Origin of the sequence: Burkholderia sp. AU19243 (assembly GCF_018148075.1) — a bacterium.
GTDB lineage: Bacteria > Pseudomonadota > Gammaproteobacteria > Burkholderiales > Burkholderiaceae > Burkholderia > Burkholderia latens_A.
Genome location: NZ_JAGSTV010000018.1, coordinates 23,774 through 39,722 on the forward strand (window position 1 = coordinate 23,774; position 15,949 = coordinate 39,722).

Sequence of the window (15,949 nt, forward strand, 5' to 3'; positions counted from 1 at the left end):
GGCGGTCGGCTCAGAGCGTTACATCAGCACGATATCGTATTGCTCCTGGCTCAGATTCGACTCGACCTGCAGCGACACAGGCTTGCCGATGAAGTCGATCAGCATCGCGAGATGCTGCGATTCCTCGTCGAGGAACAGGTCGATCACCTGCTGCGCGGCGATTACGCGGAATTCGCGCGGATTGAACTGGCGCGACTCGCGCAGGATCTCGCGCAGGATGTCGTAGCAGACGGTGCGCGACGTCTTCACCTGACCCTTGCCCTGGCAGGTCGGGCAGGGTTCGCACAGCACGTGCGCGAGCGATTCGCGCGTGCGCTTGCGGGTCATCTCCACGAGACCCAATTGCGAAAAGCCGTTGACCGTCACGCGCGTGCGGTCGCGCGACAGCGCCTTCTTCAGCTCGGACAGCACCGCGTCGCGATGCTCGGCGTTCTCCATGTCGATGAAGTCGATGATGATGATCCCGCCGAGGTTGCGCAGCCGCAACTGCCGCGCGATCGTGTGCGCGGCCTCGAGGTTGGTCTTGAAGATCGTGTCGTCGAAATTGCGCGCGCCGACGTAGCCGCCGGTATTCACGTCGATCGTCGTCATCGCCTCGGTCTGGTCGATCATCAGATAGCCGCCGGACTTCAGATCGACGCGGCGCGACAGCGCACGCTGGATCTCCGTCTCGATGTTGTACAGGTCGAACAGCGGCCGCTCGCCGGTGTAGTGATGCAGCTTCGGGCTCACCGCCGGCGTGAACTCGGCCGCGAATTCCGCGAGGCGCTGGTAGGTTTCGCGCGAGTCGACCTGGATGCGTGTGGTGTCGTCGTTCGCGAAGTCGCGCAGCACGCGCTGCGCGAGGTCGAGATCCTGATACAGCAGGCTCGTCGCCGGCATCCGCTGCGCCTGCGCGACGATCGTCGCCCAGGTCTTGCGCAGGTACGCGACGTCGCCGGCCAGTTCGTCGGACGTCGCATCCTCGGCGATCGTGCGCACGATGTAGCCGCCTTTCTCGTCCGGCGGGATTACGGCGGTCAGCCGCGCACGCACGGCCTCGCGCTCGGCTTCGCTCTCGATCTTCTGCGAAATGCCGATGTGCGGCTCCTGCGGCAGGTACACGAGCGTGCGGCCCGCGATGCTGACCTGCGTCGACAGCCGCGCGCCCTTCGTGCCGATCGGATCCTTGATCACCTGGACCATCAGTGTCTGGCCTTCGAACACGGTCTTCTCGATCGGCTGGTGCGGCGCGCCCGACTGCGGCTCGCCCGCGAGGCGCGGATGCCAGATGTCCGCGACGTGCAGGAACGCCGCGCGTTCGAGGCCGATGTCGATGAACGCCGATTGCATGCCGGGCAGCACGCGCACGACCTTGCCGAGGTAGATGTTGCCGACCCGCCCGCGCGACAGCGTGCGCTCGACGTGAAGCTCCTGCACCGCGCCTTGCTGCACGAGTGCGACCCGCGTTTCCTGCGGCGTGAGGTTGATCAGGATTTCTTCGTTCATGGTGGGATTCAGAAGGCGACGCGCGCGGCGCGCAGCAGCGCGGCAGTCTCAAAAAGGGGCAGACCCATGATACCCGAATGGGAGCCGTCGATTCGCTCGATGAACTCGGCCGCGCGGCCCTGGATCGCGTATGCGCCGGCCTTGCCGAACGGCTCGCCGGTGTCCACGTAGCGCGCGAACGCGTCGCGGGATGCGGCGCAAACGCGCACCGACGAGCGCGACAGGGCGGGCGGCAGGAGTTCGCCGTCCGCGCCGATGACTGCGACGGCCGTCAGCACCTCGTGTTCGCGGCCGGCGAGGCGCGTCAGCATCGCGAGTGCCTCGTCGGCATCGGCCGGCTTGCCGAGAATCTTCCCGTCGATCGTGACCGTGGTGTCCGCGACCAGCACTGGCGCGGCGGGCTTGCCGCTCGCCACCAGGCGCGCACGCGCGGCCTCGGCCTTCAGGACGGTCACGCGGCGTACGTATGCATCGGCGGCTTCGCCGGGCAGCTCGGCTTCGAGTGCCTCGGCATCCTCGTCCGGGCGCGGCAGCAGCAGTTCGAAGCGCACGCCGATCTGCTGCAGCAGCTCCTGGCGGCGCGGACTTTGCGAGGCGAGGTAAAGGGTCTGGAAAAGCGGGGCCGGAAAAAGTGCGGACGGGGTGCTGGACGGCATGGTGTCGTTATCTCGTTGAGCGCGCGCGGCGCGCGTCCCGAGGGCGACGCGTCATGCGCGATGATAGGGGTGATTCTGCGTGATGCTCCACGCCCGGTAAAGCTGTTCGGCAAGCAGCACGCGGACCATCCCGTGCGGCAGCGTCATGCTGGAGATGCGCAGCAACAGGTCGGCGCGCGCCTTGAGCTCCGGATCGAGGCCGTCGGCGCCGCCGATCACGAACGCGACGTCGCGACCGTCCTGCTGCCAGCCGGGCAGCGCCTGCGCGAGCTGCATCGTGGTCCAGTCGCGGCCGCGCTCGTCGAGGGCCACGATGCGCGCGCCCTTCGGCAGCGCAGCGTCGATCTTCTGCCGCTCGGCCGCCATCACGCTTTCCGCGCTGCGGCTGCCCGAACGCAGTTCGGGCTTGATCTCGCGCAGCTCGATGCGCAGCTCGGGCGGCATCCGCTTCGTGTATTCGTCGAAGCCGGACGCGATCCAGCCGGGCATCTTGTGGCCGACCGCGAGGATGAAAAGCTTCATCGGAACGACTCGCGGCAGCTCAGCGGCGACGGGCCGCCGTCTTGCGCGCCGGGCGGGCGGGGGCTTCTTCCTCGTCGTCGTCCTCGTCGTCGCCGGCCGTGGCGGCGCCGTTCGGGCCCTTGCCGCCGCCGAGCTTCATCCGCACGGGCTTGTCGCCCCAGATTTCCTCGAGGTTGTAGTACTGGCGCAGCGCCGGCTGCAGGATGTGCACGACCGCGTCGCCGCAATCGACCAGCACCCATTCGCCGGTGTCTTCGCCCTCGGAGCTGACGATGTCGCCGCCGGCTTCCTTGACCTTGTCGCGCACGCTGGACGCGAGCGCCTTGGTCTGCCGGTTCGACGTGCCCGACGCGACGATCACGCGGTCGAACAGTTCGGTCAGGTGGCTGGTGTTGAACACCTTGATGTCTTGCGCCTTGATGTCTTCGAGAGCGTCGACGATCACGCGCTGCAGTTTGCGGATATCCATGGAATCAGGAATGGTAGAGGCGATGTTGAAGAATATAGGCCCAGACGGCGGCCGGCACATGCTCGGCCGACGCGTCGGGCATTTGCGCATGACGCGCGATGCATTCGCGCAGGTGCGCACGGATGTCGGTTGCCGCGATATCGAACGCGAGCGCCGTGTCGATCAGCAGATGGCCGGCCGGCGTCGCTTTCAGCACGTCGGCGCCTGCCTGGCGCCGCGCGATTTCCTGCGTGACGGCGGCCGGCGCCGCGCCGAGGTCGAAACCGGGGCGCGTCGACACGCACACGTGCGCGTAGTCGAACAGCGCGCGCCAGTCGCGCCACGTGTCGAGCCGCACCAGCTGGTCGGCGCCGATCAGCAGCGACAGCGATGCATCGGAGCCGATCCGCTCGCGCCAGCGCGCGAGCGTCTCGACGGTGTAGGTCGGCCCGTCGTGTTCGATTTCGTCGGTCGCGACGGTGACCGTCACGCCGGGCAGCGACAGCGCGCCCGCAGCGGCGCGCGTCATCGCGAGGCGGTGCTCGGCGGCCGACACGTCGCGCTTCTGGTACGGCTGTCCGGCCGGCAGCAGGGCGAGCTCGGTCAGGCCGAGCACGTCTGCGAACCGCCGCGCGAGCGCGAGATGGCCGTCGTGGATCGGGTCGAACGTGCCGCCGAGCAGGCCGATGCGACGCGACAGCGGACGCGGCTGCGGGGCGGGGCGGGCGGTGGTGTTCAGAAAAACGTGTCCTGTTCTTGAGGCGGCCGCGCGGGTCAGACCCAGTCGCGCGGCACGAGGAATTCGGCGAGGCGCGCTTCCGGCGAACCCGGGGCAGGCTGCCAGTTGTAGCGCCAGTTCGCGACCGGCGGCATCGACATCAGGATCGATTCGGTGCGGCCGCCGCTTTGCAGGCCGAACAGCGTGCCGCGGTCGAACACGAGATTGAATTCGACGTAGCGGCCGCGCCGGTAAGCCTGGAACTCGCGTTCGCGCTCGCCGTACGGCAGCGTGACGCGGCGTTCGACGATCGGCAGGTACGCGTTCAGGAACGCGTCGCCGACGCTTTGCATCATCTCAAACGAACGTTCGAATCCGGGCTCCGAGAAATCGTCGAAGAAGATCCCGCCGACGCCGCGCGTCTCGTTGCGGTGCTTCAGGAAGAAATACTCGTCGCACCACGTCTTGAAACGCGGATACAGCTCGGCGCCGAACGGGTCGAGCGCGTCCTTGCACGTCTGGTGGAAGTGTCGCGCGTCATCCTCGAACGGATAAACCGGCGTCAGATCCATGCCGCCGCCGAACCAGAAGACCGGCGCGTCGCCCGGTTTCGTCGCGATCAGCATCCGCACGTTCATGTGCACGGTCGGGCAGTACGGATTGCGCGGGTGCAGCACGAGCGACACGCCGAGCGCCTCGAAGCCGCGGCCGGCCAGCTGCGGGCGCGCGGCGCTCGCCGACGGCGGCAGCGCGTCGCCCGCGACGTCGGAAAAGCCGATTCCCGCACGCTCGAACACGCGGCCGCCTTCGAGAATCCGCGTGCAGCCGCCGCCGCGCAGGCGCTCTTCGGGGCCGCGTTGCCACGCGTCGGTCGCGAGCGGCGTGCCGTCGAGCGCGCCGAGCGCGTCGGCGATGCGTGTCTGCAGGCCCTGGAGGTACGTGCGCACGCGCGTTACGTCGTAGGTCGAATCGGTCATGTCTGAACTGGGCGCCCGCGCGCGAGGCGCGGGCCGTAAAAAAGGCATCTGCCGGGCATTCTAGCGAACCCCGGCAGAGGAGCGGGCGCGCCCGGCGCGATCGTCACGCGCTCTTGCGGTTCAGCGCGCGGAAGCCGATGTCGCGGCGGTATTGCATGCCTTCGAAATTGATCTGGTTGATCGCATCGTACGCATGCTGCTGCGCTTCGCGCACGGAATCGGCGAGGCCGACCACGCACAGCACGCGGCCGCCCGACGTGACGAGCTTGTCGCCGTCGACGAGCGTCGTGCCCGCATGGAACGTCACCGCCTGTTCGGTCTCGGCCGGGATTCCGTTGATGCGGTCGCCCTTGCGCGGCGCGTCCGGATAACCGTGCGCGGCCAGCACGACGCCGAGCGCGGTGCGGCGGTCCCAGTCCAGCTCGACCGTATCGAGCGTGCCCGCGATCGCCTGCTCGACGACCTTCGAGAAATCGCTCTTCAGGCGCGCCATGATCGGCTGCGTCTCCGGGTCGCCCATCCGGCAGTTGAATTCCAGCGTGCGCGGATTGCCGTCCTTGTCGATCATCAGGCCCGCATACAGGAAGCCCGTGAAGCGGATGCCGTCCTTCTCCATCCCGCGCACCGTCGGCATGATGATTTCGCGCATCACGCGTGCGTGCATCTGCGGCGTGACGATCGGCGCGGGCGAGTACGCGCCCATGCCGCCCGTGTTCGGGCCGCGGTCTTCGTCGAGCAGACGCTTGTGGTCCTGACTCGAGGCCAGCGCCAGCGCGTGCTTGCCGTCGACCATCACGATGAAGCTCGCTTCCTCGCCGTCGAGGAATTCCTCGATCACGACGCGCGCGCCGGCGTCGCCGAGCTTGTTGCCCGACAGCATCATGTCGACTGCCGCATGCGCTTCTTCCAGCGTCATCGCGACGACGACGCCCTTGCCGGCCGCGAGGCCGTCGGCCTTCACGACGATCGGCGCGCCTTTCGCGTCGATGTACGCGTGCGCGGCCGCAGCGTCCGAGAAGGTTTCGTAGTCGGCGGTCGGAATGCCGTGACGCTTCATGAACGCCTTCGCGAAATCCTTCGAGCTTTCGAGCTGCGCGGCCTCGCGCGTCGGGCCGAAGATCTTCAGGCCGCGCGCGCGGAACAGGTTGACGATGCCGGCCGCGAGCGGCGCTTCCGGCCCGACGAGCGTGAACGCGACGCCTTCGCTTTCCGCGAAATCGGCCAGCGCGTCGAGCGACGTGATGTCGATGTTCTTCAGACGCTCGTCCTGCGCCGTGCCGCCATTGCCGGGCGCGACGTAGACCATCTGGACGCGCGGCGATTGCGCGAGCTTCCACGCCAGCGCATGTTCGCGGCCGCCGGAACCGACGACGAGTAGTTTCATGGGATTCCCCGCAGACTAGAAAACAGGGCGGCCGGCACGCTCAGGCGCGCCGGCCGCGAAATCGGTCGGGCCGCCGCCGCGACGATGCGCACGGCGGCCTGCATGTCATTCCTCGACGATGACGGCGTTCGTATACACCTCCTGCACGTCGTCGAGGTTCTCGAGCGCGTCCAGGAGCTTCTGCATCTTCACCGCATCGTCGCCCGCGAATTCGACTTCGTTCTGCGGCTTCATCGTCACTTCGGCGAGCTCGGCCTTGAAGCCCGCGGCTTCGAGCGCGTCCTTCACCGCCGAGAACGCCTGCCAGTCGCACAGCACTTCGATCGAGCCGTCGTCGTTCGTGCTGACGTCGTCCGCACCGGCTTCGAGCGCCGCTTCCATCAGCGCGTCTTCCGACGTGCCGGGCGCGAACAGGAACTGGCCGACGTGATCGAACATGAACGCGACCGAACCGTCGGTGCCCATGTTGCCGCCGAACTTCGAGAACGCGTGGCGCACTTCCGCGACCGTGCGGGTGCGGTTGTCGGTCAGCGTGTCGACGATGATCGCCGCGCCGCCGATGCCGTAGCCTTCGTAACGGATCTCTTCGTAGTTCGCGCCGTCCGCGCCGCCGACGCCGCGGTCGATCGCCCGCTTCACGTTGTCCTTCGGCATGTTCGCGTCGGCTGCCTTGTCGACCGCGAGACGCAGACGCGGGTTCGAGCCCGGGTCGCCGCCGCCGAGGCGGGCCGCGACCTGGATTTCCTTGATCAGACGGGTCCAGATCTTGCCGCGCTTCGCGTCGGCCGCTGCCTTCTTATGCTTGATGTTGGCCCATTTCGAATGACCAGCCATACCTTTCTCCGTGCCCGGGCGTGCTTGCGCGGGCGTGTGTGCCAATGTGTCGTTGAATCGGCGGCCGTGTCGGCGGGCGTGATGCCGCGGGGCCGCGCGTGTCGAGTGGAACGTGATTTTATCACGCGGCGACCGCCGCTTCGGGGCCGCCGCGCATGGCCGAACGGCCGGGCGGGCCATCGCGGCGCGCCCAGTGCGCGCCGTCAGTTCTTCGTGCCGAACAGGCGATCGCCCGCGTCGCCGAGGCCCGGCACGATGTATGCGTGCTCGTTCAGGTGCGAGTCGAGCGATGCGACGTACAGCTTCACGTCCGGATGCGCGTCCTGGAACACCTGCACGCCCTCGGGCGCGGCGACGAGCGCCACGAACATGATGTTCGCGGCCGGCACGTTGCGGCGCTTCAGCACGTCGACCGCGTGCACCGCCGAATAGCCGGTTGCGACCATCGGGTCGCACAGGATGAAGATCCGGTCTTCCAGATCCGGCAGGCGCACCAGGTATTCGACCGGGCGGTGGTCGTCGGCGCGGTACACGCCGATGTGGCCGACGCGCGCGGACGGCACGAGGTCGAGCAGGCCGTCCGACATCCCGACGCCGGCACGCAACACCGGCACGATCGCGAGCTTCTTGCCGGCGATCACCGGCGCGTCGATCTCGACGAGCGGGGTTTCGACCCGCTTGGTCGTGATCGGCAGGTTGCGAGTGATCTCGTACCCCATCAGCAGCGTGATCTCGCGCAGCAGCTCGCGGAACGTGCGCGTGGACGTGTCCTTGTCGCGCATGTGGGTCAGCTTGTGCTGGATCAGCGGGTGATCGAGGATGAAGAGATTCGGGAAACGGCTGTCCTGTTTCATGACGGGGCGCCTTGGCGGCAAAAGAGGATCGGGGGCGGCGCCGGCGCAAGGCAGGCCGCCGCTTATGGCGGCAATTTTACCAAGGCGCGCCGCGCGATCCGGATATTATCGATGTCTGACGACAATCCGCGCGCCGCGTTCGCCTGTCCGGCGGCACGGCAGGCAAGCGCCGGCGCGCGCCGCCACAAAGGAATCGACGATGGATCTCGGCATCGCAGGAAAGACCGCGCTCGTGTGCGCGGCGAGCAAAGGGCTCGGACGCGGCTGCGCGGAAGCGCTGGCCGCGGAGGGCGTGAATCTCGTGATCGTCGCGCGCACGCGCGACACGCTCGAGGCAACCGCGGAAGAGATCCGCGCAGCGTCGGACGTGTCGGTCACCGCGGTCGCCTGCGACATCACGACGCCGGACGGGCGCGCGGCCGCGCTCGCCGCGTGCCCGCAGCCGGACATTCTCGTGACGAATGCGGGCGGGCCGCCACCCGGCGACTTCCGCGATTTCTCGCACGACGACTGGATCCGCGCGCTCGACGCGAACATGCTGACGCCGATCGAGCTGATCCGCGCGACCATCGACGGGATGATCGGGCGCGGCTTCGGCCGGATCGTCAACATCACGAGTTCGGCCGTGAAGGCGCCGATCGACGTGCTCGCGCTGTCGAACGGTGCGCGCTCGGGGCTCACCGGTTTCGTCGCCGGCCTGTCGCGCAAGGTCGCGGGGCAGGGCGTGACGATCAACAACCTGCTGCCGGGGCTGTTCGACACCGACCGGATCGCGACGACGCTCGCCGCGTCGGCGAAGGCGCAAGGCGTGACGGTCGACGAGATGCGCGCGCGGCGCACGAAGGACATCCCGGCCGGCCGGCTCGGCACGCGCGCGGAATTCGGCGCGGCCTGCGCGTTCCTGTGCAGCGTGCATGCCGGCTACATCACCGGGCAGAACTGGCTGCTCGACGGCGGCGCGTATCCGGGCACGTTCTGACCCGCCGCCGCGCCGCACCATTCACGATGACGACAACCACTGAACGACGAAGGAACCGGAGATGAGCAAACCCCGCATCGCATTGATCGCGCACGACGCGAAGAAGGACGAGATCGTTGCGCTCGCGGGCCAGTACCGCGAGACGCTCGCGCAATGCAGGCTGGTTGCGACCGGCACGACGGGCGGCCGCATCGCCGCCGCACACGGGCTCGACGTCGAGCGCAAGCTGTCGGGGCCGCTCGGCGGCGACTTGCAGATCGGTGCCGAACTCGCCGATGGCCGGGTCGACATCGTCGTGTTCCTGCGCGATCCGATGACCGCGCAGCCGCACGATCCGGACATCACCGCGCTGGTGCGTGCATGCGACGTGCACGACGTGCCGGTTGCGACCAACGTCGCGACCGCGCGGATGCTGCTCGACGATCTGGCGCGCAACATGCAGGACGTGTGCTAGGCAGGCAGCGGTGCACGAATTCGGATCCGGCGGATGATCGGGTTGGCAAACGGCCACGTTGCGCGGCCGTCATCTCGTAAATGTGCGCGGCAGGACGCGGGTCAACCGACCGGCCCGTCGCAAGCTGTGGATAACCTGACCACGTGCGGCGATGCGCTGTGTTGGACTTGTCGCGCGCCGACTGCCACGCGGGGACCCGCGGCGGCAGTCAGGCCAGGCCGTCGCAGGCAAAGTCGACGTTCGTCCGGCTCGGCAACGCGATGAATCCCGCAAGTCGCAGTGCGACGACCGTCATTGGCGCGAATGCGATTTCGAACGAATCCAGCGACCTGCTCAAAGCTGCGGCCCCGCGCGCATGGTTTGTCGGCGCCATTGATCGCGAAAACCCTGACGATGTGAAGGGATTGCGGTGACACGGTGCATGACCGCGCAGCACGCGCGAGAATCGTTCGCTACGTCCGCCGCTCGCATGCATCGAGCGGCGACGATGTAGCCGTATTTGCCGAACACGATTTCCTGACCAACAAGGAGCGAAACGATGCCGAAAGCAATCCGATACGACCATCCCGGCGGCCCGGACGTGATGAAGTGGGTCGACGTCGAAGTCGGCGCGCCGAAGGCGGGTGAAGTCCGCATCCGGCAGCATGCGGTCGGGCTCAACTACATCGACGTCTATTTCCGCACCGGCCTTTATCCGCAGCCGCTGCCCGGCGGGCTCGGGATGGAGGCGGCGGGCGAGGTGACGGCCGTCGGCGATGGCGTGACCGCGTTCAAGGCCGGCGACCGCGTCGCCTACGTCGGCCAGCCGCCGGGCGCATATGCGCAGGAGCGCGTGATGCCGGCCGAGCGCCTGGTCAAGCTGCCGGACGGGATCAGCTACGACGACGCGGCATCCGTGATGCTGCAGGGACTGACCGCGCACTACCTGCTGCGCCGCACGTATCCGGTGAAGGCAGGCGACACGATCCTGATTCATGCGGCCGCGGGCGGCGTCGGCCTGCTCGTGTGCCAATGGGCGAAGGCGCTCGGCGCGACCGTGATCGGCACGGTCGGGTCCGACGAGAAGGCCGCGCTCGCGAAGGCGCACGGCTGCGATCATCCGGTCGTCTACACGCGCGAGAATTTCACGCAGCGCGTAAAGGAGATCACGAACGGTGCAGGTGTACCGGTCGTCTACGATTCGATCGGCAAGGACACCTACATCGGTTCGCTCGACTGTCTCGCGCCGCTCGGCTACTTCGTCAGCTTCGGCAATGCGTCGGGCCCGCTGCCGCCGATCGACTCGAAGGAGTTTTCGTCGCGCGGCTCGCTGTTCTTCACGCGGCCGACGCTGTTCTCGTACATCGCGAAGCGCGCCGATCTCGAAGGCGCGGCTGCCGAGCTGTTCGACGTGATCCTGTCGGGCAAGGTGAAGACCAGCATCAATCAGCGCTATCCGCTCGCCGAAGTCGGCCGCGCGCATGCCGACCTCGAGTCGCGCAAGACGACCGGCTCGACGATCCTCGTTCCCTGACGCACCCCGCTCGTGCCGGCATCACGCCGGCACGTCCCGTTGCGGGCGGCACCGGCGTGCCGCCCGTCCGTCGCTGCGCACGCAGTCCCGCCGGGCATTCCGCCAGCCGCCCTCCGCCGCGTGCGTTTACGCGTTTTTTATACGCGCCCGAGCACCTTTGACCCGCCCTTTACGCGCATTCCCATAACGTTCGAGTCGTCAGATTTCGACGACGGAGAACAAAAATGGATGGGGTTTTCATCGGCGCACTGGTGGTCTTCACCGCGCTGATCCTCGGTTTGATTGCCGGTTGCGACAAGCTTGCGCAATACGGCCGCGGGGGGCGCGCATGAGCTGGATGCTTTGGCTGGCCGGCGCCTCGACGGCGCTGCTGTTCGCGTATCTCGTGTTTGCGCTGCTGCGCGCGGAGGACATCGAATGAACGCGAACAACCTGTTGCAGACGTTGCTATTCATCGTCGTGCTGCTCGCCGCGGCCGTGCCGGTCGCGCGCTACCTGACCGCCGTGATGGACGGCAGCTCGCGCGCGGTGCGCGTGTTCGGGCCGCTCGAGCGCGCGCTGTACCGGATCGCCGGCGTCGATGCCGGCACCGAAATGACGTGGAAGCAATACGCGCTCGCGACGATCGCGTTCAATGCGTTCGGCGCGCTGTTCCTCTACGGCCTGCTGCGGCTGCAGGGCGTGCTGCCGGGCAACCCGCAGCAGTTCGGCGCGATGACCGTCGACGGTGCATTCAACACGGCCGTCAGCTTCGTCACCAACACGAACTGGCAGGACTACACGCCCGAGCAGACCGTCAGCTACCTGACGCAGATGCTCGGCCTGACCGTGCAGAACTTCCTGTCGGCGGCGACCGGCATCGTCGTCGTGATCGCGCTGATCCGCGGCTTCGCACGTCACACGGCGCAGACGATCGGCAACTTCTGGGTCGACCTCACGCGCGTGACGCTGTACGTGCTCGTGCCGATGGCGGTCGTGATCGCCGGGCTGCTGATGAGCCAGGGCGTGATCCAGAACATGAAGGCGTACCAGGACGTGCCGGTGCTGCAGGCGAGCACCTACGCGGCGCCGAAGCTCGACGCGCAGGGCAATCCGGTGAAGGACGACAAGGGCAATCCGGTCACGGTGCCGACCCCGCTCGTGAAGCAGACGCTCGCGATGGGCCCGGTCGCTTCGCAGGAAGCGATCAAGATGCTCGGCACCAACGGCGGCGGGTTCTTCAACGCGAACTCCGCGCATCCGTACGAGAACCCGACGCCGTTCACGAACTTCGTGCAGATCTTCGCGATCCTGATCATTCCGGCCGCGCTTTGTCTCGTGTTCGGCCGGATGATCGGCGACCGGCGGCAGGGCATCGCGGTGCTCGCGGCGATGACGGTTGCGTTCGCGGTCGCGGTCGGCGTCGAGATCGGTGCCGAGCAGCGCGGCACCCCGACGCTCGCCGCGCTCAACGTCGACCAGTCGGCGAGCGCGCTGCAGCCGGGCGGCAACATGGAAGGCAAGGAAACGCGCTTCGGGATCGCGCAGACCGGCATCTTCACGGTCGCGACGACGGCCGCGTCATGCGGCGCCGTCGACACGATGCACGACTCGCTGACGCCGCTCGGCGGTCTCGTGCCGATGCTGTTGATGCAGCTCGGAGAAGTGATCTACGGCGGCGTCGGCTCCGGCCTCTACGGGATGCTCGTGTTCGCGCTGCTCGCGGTGTTCGTCGCCGGCCTGATGATCGGCCGCACGCCCGAATACGTCGGCAAGAAGATCGAGTCGTACGAGATGAAGATGGTGTCGATCGTCGTGCTGCTCACGCCGCTGCTCGTGCTGGTCGGCACGTCGATCGCCGTGCTCGCCGATGCGGGCAAGGCAGGCATCGCGAACCCGGGCCCGCACGGCTTCTCGGAGATCCTCTATGCGTTCAGCTCGGCCGCCAACAACAACGGCAGTGCGTTCGCGGGCCTGACGGTCGGCACGCCGTTCTACAACTGGATGACCGCGATCGCGATGTGGTTCGGCCGCTTCGGCACGATCGTGCCGGTGCTGGCGATCGCCGGCTCGCTCGCCGCGAAGAAGCGCATCGCGGTGACGGGCGGCACGCTGCCGACACACGGTCCGTTGTTCGTCGTGCTGTTGCTCGGCACCGTGATGCTGGTGGGCGCACTGACCTACGTGCCGGCGCTCGCGCTCGGCCCGGGCGTCGAGCATTTGATGATGTGGCTGGGTGCCTGACCCGTCCGCATGGCGATACATTGAAAAAGTTGAAGAGATCGCAATGACTCAACATTCCGCAACACGATCCATGTTCGATCCCGCGCTGCTGCGTCCGGCGATCGTGGATTCGTTCAAGAAACTCACGCCGCGCACGCAGTTTCGCAACCCGGTGATGTTCTGCGTGTACGTCGGCAGCATCCTCACCACGATCCTGTGGGTCGCGGCGCTGTCGGGCCAGGCCGAGGCGCCGGCCGGCTTCATCCTGGCGATCGCGCTGTGGCTGTGGTTCACCGTGCTGTTCGCGAACTTCGCCGAAGCGCTCGCCGAAGGGCGTTCGAAGGCGCAGGCTGCGTCGCTGCGCAGCGCGAAGAAGGACGTGATGGCGAAGAAGCTGAACGAGCCGCACCCGAAGTCGCCGATCCGCATCACGACCGCGTCCGAACTGCGCAAGGGCGACGTCGTGCTGGTCGAGGCCGGCGACGTGATCCCGGCCGACGGCGAAGTCGTCGACGGCGTCGCATCGGTCGACGAATCGGCGATTACCGGCGAATCCGCGCCGGTGATCCGGGAGTCGGGCGGCGACTTCTCGTCGGTGACGGGTGGCACGCGCGTGCTGTCCGACTGGATCGTCGTGACGGTCACCGCGAACCCCGGCGAGGCATTCCTCGACCGGATGATCGCGATGGTCGAAGGCGCGAAGCGCAAGAAGACGCCGAACGAAGTCGCGCTGACGATCCTGCTCGTCGCGCTGACCATCGTGATGCTGCTCGCGACCGCGACGCTGCTGCCGTTCTCGATGTTCTCGGTCGAGGCAATGAAGTCCGGCCACGTGGTGACGATTACCGCGCTCGTCGCGCTGCTCGTGTGCCTGATTCCGACGACGATCGGCGGCCTGCTGTCCGCGATCGGCGTGGCCGGGATGAGCCGGATGATGCAGGCGAACGTGATCGCAACGTCGGGCCGCGCGGTGGAAGCGGCTGGCGACGTCGACGTGCTGCTGCTCGACAAGACCGGCACGATCACGCTCGGCAACCGGCAGGCGTCGGCGTTCGTGCCCGCGCCGGGTGTGACCGAGGAAGCGCTCGCGGACGCCGCGCAGCTGTCGTCGCTCGCCGATGAAACGCCGGAAGGCCGCAGCATCGTGGTGCTCGCGAAGGAGCGCTTCAACATCCGTCAGCGCGACATGGCGCAACTGCACGCGACGTTCATCGGCTTTTCCGCGCAGACGCGGATGAGCGGCGTCGATCTGGCTCCGCAGGGAACTTCGTCCGGGGCGCCCGGCCGCGAGATCCGCAAGGGCGCGGCCGATGCGATCCGCCGCTACGTCGAGACCCACGGCAGCCGCTTCCCCGAAGAAGTGCGCCGCGCGGTGGACGACGTCGCGCGCCGCGGCAGCACGCCGCTCGTCGTGGCCGAGCTGCAGGACGGCGTTGCGCGCGTGCTCGGCGTGATCGAGCTCAAGGACATCGTGAAGGGCGGCATCAAGGAGCGCTTCGCCGAGCTGCGCAAGATGGGCATCAAGACGGTAATGGTGACGGGCGACAACCGGCTGACGGCCGCGGCGATCGCGGCGGAGGCGGGCGTCGACGACTTCCTCGCGGAAGCGACGCCGGAAACCAAGCTCGCGACGATTCGCGAGCACCAGGCGGCCGGGCGCCTCGTCGCGATGACGGGCGACGGCACCAACGACGCGCCGGCGCTCGCGCAGGCCGACGTCGCAGTCGCGATGAATACCGGCACGCAGGCGGCGAAGGAGGCCGGCAACATGGTCGACCTCGATTCGAATCCGACCAAGCTGATCGAGATCGTCGAGATCGGCAAGCAGATGCTGATGACGCGCGGCTCGCTGACGACGTTCTCGATCGCGAACGACATCGCGAAGTATTTCGCGATCATCCCGGCCGCGTTCGTGACGACGTACCCGCAACTGAAGGTGCTCGACATCATGCATCTGACGTCGCCCGCGTCGGCGATCCTGTCGGCGGTGATCTTCAACGCGCTGATCATCGTCGCGCTGATCCCGCTCGCGCTGAAGGGCGTCACGTACCGGCCGCTCGGCGCCGCGTCGCTGTTGCGCCGCAACCTGCTGGTGTACGGCCTCGGCGGCATGCTGCTGCCGTTCCCGTTCATCAAGCTGATCGACATGACGCTCGCCGCCCTGGGCTGGGCCTGATGCGCGGCACCTGAAGGAAACACCACCATGAAAACGCTGATTCGCCCCCTCGTCGTGATCTTCGTCGTGCTGACCGCCGTGACGGGGCTCGCTTACCCGGCCGTGATGACCGTGTTCGGTCAGGCCGTATTTCCATCGCAGGCGAACGGCAGCCTGATCGAGCACGACGGCAAGGTCGTCGGTTCCGCGCTGATCGGCCAGCAGTTCGACGCGCCGAAGTACTTCTGGGGCCGGCTGTCGGCCACCTCGCCGATGCCGTACAACGCGACCGGCTCCGGCGGCTCGAACCTCGGGCCGCTGAACCCGTCGCTCGCCGACCAGGTGAAGGCGCGCATCGCCGCGTTGCGCGACGCGGGCACCGATCTGTCGAAGCCGGTGCCGGCCGACCTCGTGACGGCGTCGGCGAGCGGCCTCGATCCGGAGATCACGCCGGCTGCCGCCGCGTATCAGGTCGAGCGCGTCGCGAAGGCGCGCAAGCTCACGACCGACGCGGTCGCGCAACTCGTCGCCGAGAACACGACGGGCCGCCAGTTCGGCGTACTCGGCGAGCCGCGCGTGAACGTGCTGAAGCTGAACCTCGCGCTCGACGCGGCGCAAGCCGCGCACTGAGCGCGGGCGCCGCGGCGCGGCGCGGCATGCTGCGCGCCGCGCCGGCATCGACCGGCGGCGCATGCGCCGTCTTTGCGTTTTGCAGCGATTTGGAACCACAATGCGTGTATCTCGCGCGCCATCCGGCGCTTTGCC

At 67.7% G+C, this 15,949-nt stretch carries 17 protein-coding genes; 8 read left to right on the top strand and 9 right to left on the bottom strand.

Going from position 1 to position 15,949, the window contains the following annotated elements:
* Positions 1-18 precede the first annotated feature (18 nt).
* From rng to upp, 9 genes are all read right to left on the bottom strand, one after another.
* Positions 19-1,488: a ribonuclease G gene (gene rng, locus KDW55_RS25595; protein WP_040144718.1), complete on the bottom strand. Its 1,470-nt coding sequence runs from the start codon at positions 1,486-1,488 to the stop codon at positions 19-21.
* Between the two features lie 8 nt (positions 1,489-1,496).
* The gene (locus KDW55_RS25600; protein ID WP_059546394.1) at positions 1,497-2,144 is read right to left on the bottom strand and encodes a Maf family protein; all 648 of its coding nucleotides are present in this window, start codon (positions 2,142-2,144) and stop codon (positions 1,497-1,499) included.
* A gap of 51 nt (positions 2,145-2,195) precedes the next feature.
* Entirely contained in the window at positions 2,196-2,666 is a 471-nt protein-coding gene (rlmH, locus tag KDW55_RS25605; protein ID WP_059546396.1) for a 23S rRNA (pseudouridine(1915)-N(3))-methyltransferase RlmH, read from the bottom strand.
* A 19-nt stretch (positions 2,667-2,685) separates the two neighbouring features.
* The gene (gene rsfS, locus KDW55_RS25610; protein WP_040144715.1) at positions 2,686-3,135 is read right to left on the bottom strand and encodes a ribosome silencing factor; all 450 of its coding nucleotides are present in this window, start codon (positions 3,133-3,135) and stop codon (positions 2,686-2,688) included.
* Positions 3,136-3,139: 4 nt separating this feature from the next.
* Positions 3,140-3,853, bottom strand: a complete 714-nt coding sequence (locus KDW55_RS25615; RefSeq protein WP_080294596.1) for a nicotinate-nucleotide adenylyltransferase — start codon at positions 3,851-3,853, stop codon at positions 3,140-3,142.
* A 35-nt stretch (positions 3,854-3,888) separates the two neighbouring features.
* A complete protein-coding gene (gene hemF / locus KDW55_RS25620) occupies positions 3,889-4,809 on the bottom strand; it encodes an oxygen-dependent coproporphyrinogen oxidase (RefSeq protein WP_059546401.1) in 921 nt (306 codons plus the stop codon).
* A 103-nt stretch (positions 4,810-4,912) separates the two neighbouring features.
* Positions 4,913-6,193, bottom strand: a complete 1,281-nt coding sequence (gene purD / locus KDW55_RS25625) for a phosphoribosylamine--glycine ligase (RefSeq protein WP_040144712.1) — start codon at positions 6,191-6,193, stop codon at positions 4,913-4,915.
* A 105-nt stretch (positions 6,194-6,298) separates the two neighbouring features.
* Complete coding sequence (locus KDW55_RS25630; protein WP_040144711.1) at positions 6,299-7,027, bottom strand: YebC/PmpR family DNA-binding transcriptional regulator; 729 nt, start codon at positions 7,025-7,027, stop codon at positions 6,299-6,301.
* 203 nt (positions 7,028-7,230) lie between these two features.
* Positions 7,231-7,881, bottom strand: a complete 651-nt coding sequence (gene upp, locus KDW55_RS25635) for a uracil phosphoribosyltransferase (RefSeq protein WP_010091140.1) — start codon at positions 7,879-7,881, stop codon at positions 7,231-7,233.
* A gap of 199 nt (positions 7,882-8,080) precedes the next feature.
* On the opposite strand from upp, the gene KDW55_RS25640 reads away from it, so the two are divergent.
* The 8 genes from KDW55_RS25640 to kdpC all read left to right on the top strand — a co-directional run bounded on the left by KDW55_RS25640 (position 8,081) and on the right by kdpC (position 15,814).
* Positions 8,081-8,860: an SDR family oxidoreductase gene (locus tag KDW55_RS25640; RefSeq protein ID WP_040144710.1), complete on the top strand. Its 780-nt coding sequence runs from the start codon at positions 8,081-8,083 to the stop codon at positions 8,858-8,860.
* A gap of 61 nt (positions 8,861-8,921) precedes the next feature.
* Entirely contained in the window at positions 8,922-9,314 is a 393-nt protein-coding gene (locus tag KDW55_RS25645; protein ID WP_034208002.1) for a methylglyoxal synthase, read from the top strand.
* 158 nt (positions 9,315-9,472) lie between these two features.
* Entirely contained in the window at positions 9,473-9,727 is a 255-nt protein-coding gene (locus tag KDW55_RS25650) for a hypothetical protein (RefSeq protein ID WP_212149613.1), read from the top strand.
* Positions 9,728-9,852: 125 nt separating this feature from the next.
* Entirely contained in the window at positions 9,853-10,827 is a 975-nt protein-coding gene (locus KDW55_RS25655) for a quinone oxidoreductase (RefSeq protein ID WP_069241593.1), read from the top strand.
* Between the two features lie 328 nt (positions 10,828-11,155).
* Positions 11,156-11,248, top strand: a complete 93-nt coding sequence (gene kdpF / locus KDW55_RS25660; RefSeq protein WP_040144707.1) for a K(+)-transporting ATPase subunit F — start codon at positions 11,156-11,158, stop codon at positions 11,246-11,248.
* Positions 11,245-13,050, top strand: coding sequence for a potassium-transporting ATPase subunit KdpA (gene kdpA / locus KDW55_RS25665; RefSeq protein ID WP_212149614.1), 1,806 nt, complete (start codon positions 11,245-11,247; stop codon positions 13,048-13,050). The genes kdpF and kdpA overlap by 4 nt, the downstream gene beginning before the upstream one ends.
* A 43-nt stretch (positions 13,051-13,093) precedes the next feature.
* Entirely contained in the window at positions 13,094-15,205 is a 2,112-nt protein-coding gene (kdpB, locus tag KDW55_RS25670; protein WP_209824479.1) for a potassium-transporting ATPase subunit KdpB, read from the top strand.
* Between the two features lie 27 nt (positions 15,206-15,232).
* Entirely contained in the window at positions 15,233-15,814 is a 582-nt protein-coding gene (gene kdpC, locus KDW55_RS25675) for a potassium-transporting ATPase subunit KdpC (protein WP_040144704.1), read from the top strand.
* Positions 15,815-15,949 lie beyond the last annotated feature (135 nt).

Coding starts and splice junctions, on each gene's coding strand:
- KDW55_RS25655 (WP_069241593.1), top strand. CDS start 9,853: ATGCCGAAAGCAATCCGATACGACCATCCCGGCGGCCCGGACGTGATG.
- KDW55_RS25645 (WP_034208002.1), top strand. CDS start 8,922: ATGAGCAAACCCCGCATCGCATTGATCGCGCACGACGCGAAGAAGGAC.
- kdpF (WP_040144707.1), top strand. CDS start 11,156: ATGAGCTGGATGCTTTGGCTGGCCGGCGCCTCGACGGCGCTGCTGTTC.
- hemF (WP_059546401.1), bottom strand. CDS start 4,809: ATGACCGATTCGACCTACGACGTAACGCGCGTGCGCACGTACCTCCAG.
- KDW55_RS25640 (WP_040144710.1), top strand. CDS start 8,081: ATGGATCTCGGCATCGCAGGAAAGACCGCGCTCGTGTGCGCGGCGAGC.
- upp (WP_010091140.1), bottom strand. CDS start 7,881: ATGAAACAGGACAGCCGTTTCCCGAATCTCTTCATCCTCGATCACCCG.
- kdpA (WP_212149614.1), top strand. CDS start 11,245: ATGAACGCGAACAACCTGTTGCAGACGTTGCTATTCATCGTCGTGCTG.
- KDW55_RS25630 (WP_040144711.1), bottom strand. CDS start 7,027: ATGGCTGGTCATTCGAAATGGGCCAACATCAAGCATAAGAAGGCAGCG.
- purD (WP_040144712.1), bottom strand. CDS start 6,193: ATGAAACTACTCGTCGTCGGTTCCGGCGGCCGCGAACATGCGCTGGCG.
- KDW55_RS25600 (WP_059546394.1), bottom strand. CDS start 2,144: ATGCCGTCCAGCACCCCGTCCGCACTTTTTCCGGCCCCGCTTTTCCAG.
- rng (WP_040144718.1), bottom strand. CDS start 1,488: ATGAACGAAGAAATCCTGATCAACCTCACGCCGCAGGAAACGCGGGTC.
- rlmH (WP_059546396.1), bottom strand. CDS start 2,666: ATGAAGCTTTTCATCCTCGCGGTCGGCCACAAGATGCCCGGCTGGATC.
- kdpB (WP_209824479.1), top strand. CDS start 13,094: ATGACTCAACATTCCGCAACACGATCCATGTTCGATCCCGCGCTGCTG.
- rsfS (WP_040144715.1), bottom strand. CDS start 3,135: ATGGATATCCGCAAACTGCAGCGCGTGATCGTCGACGCTCTCGAAGAC.
- kdpC (WP_040144704.1), top strand. CDS start 15,233: ATGAAAACGCTGATTCGCCCCCTCGTCGTGATCTTCGTCGTGCTGACC.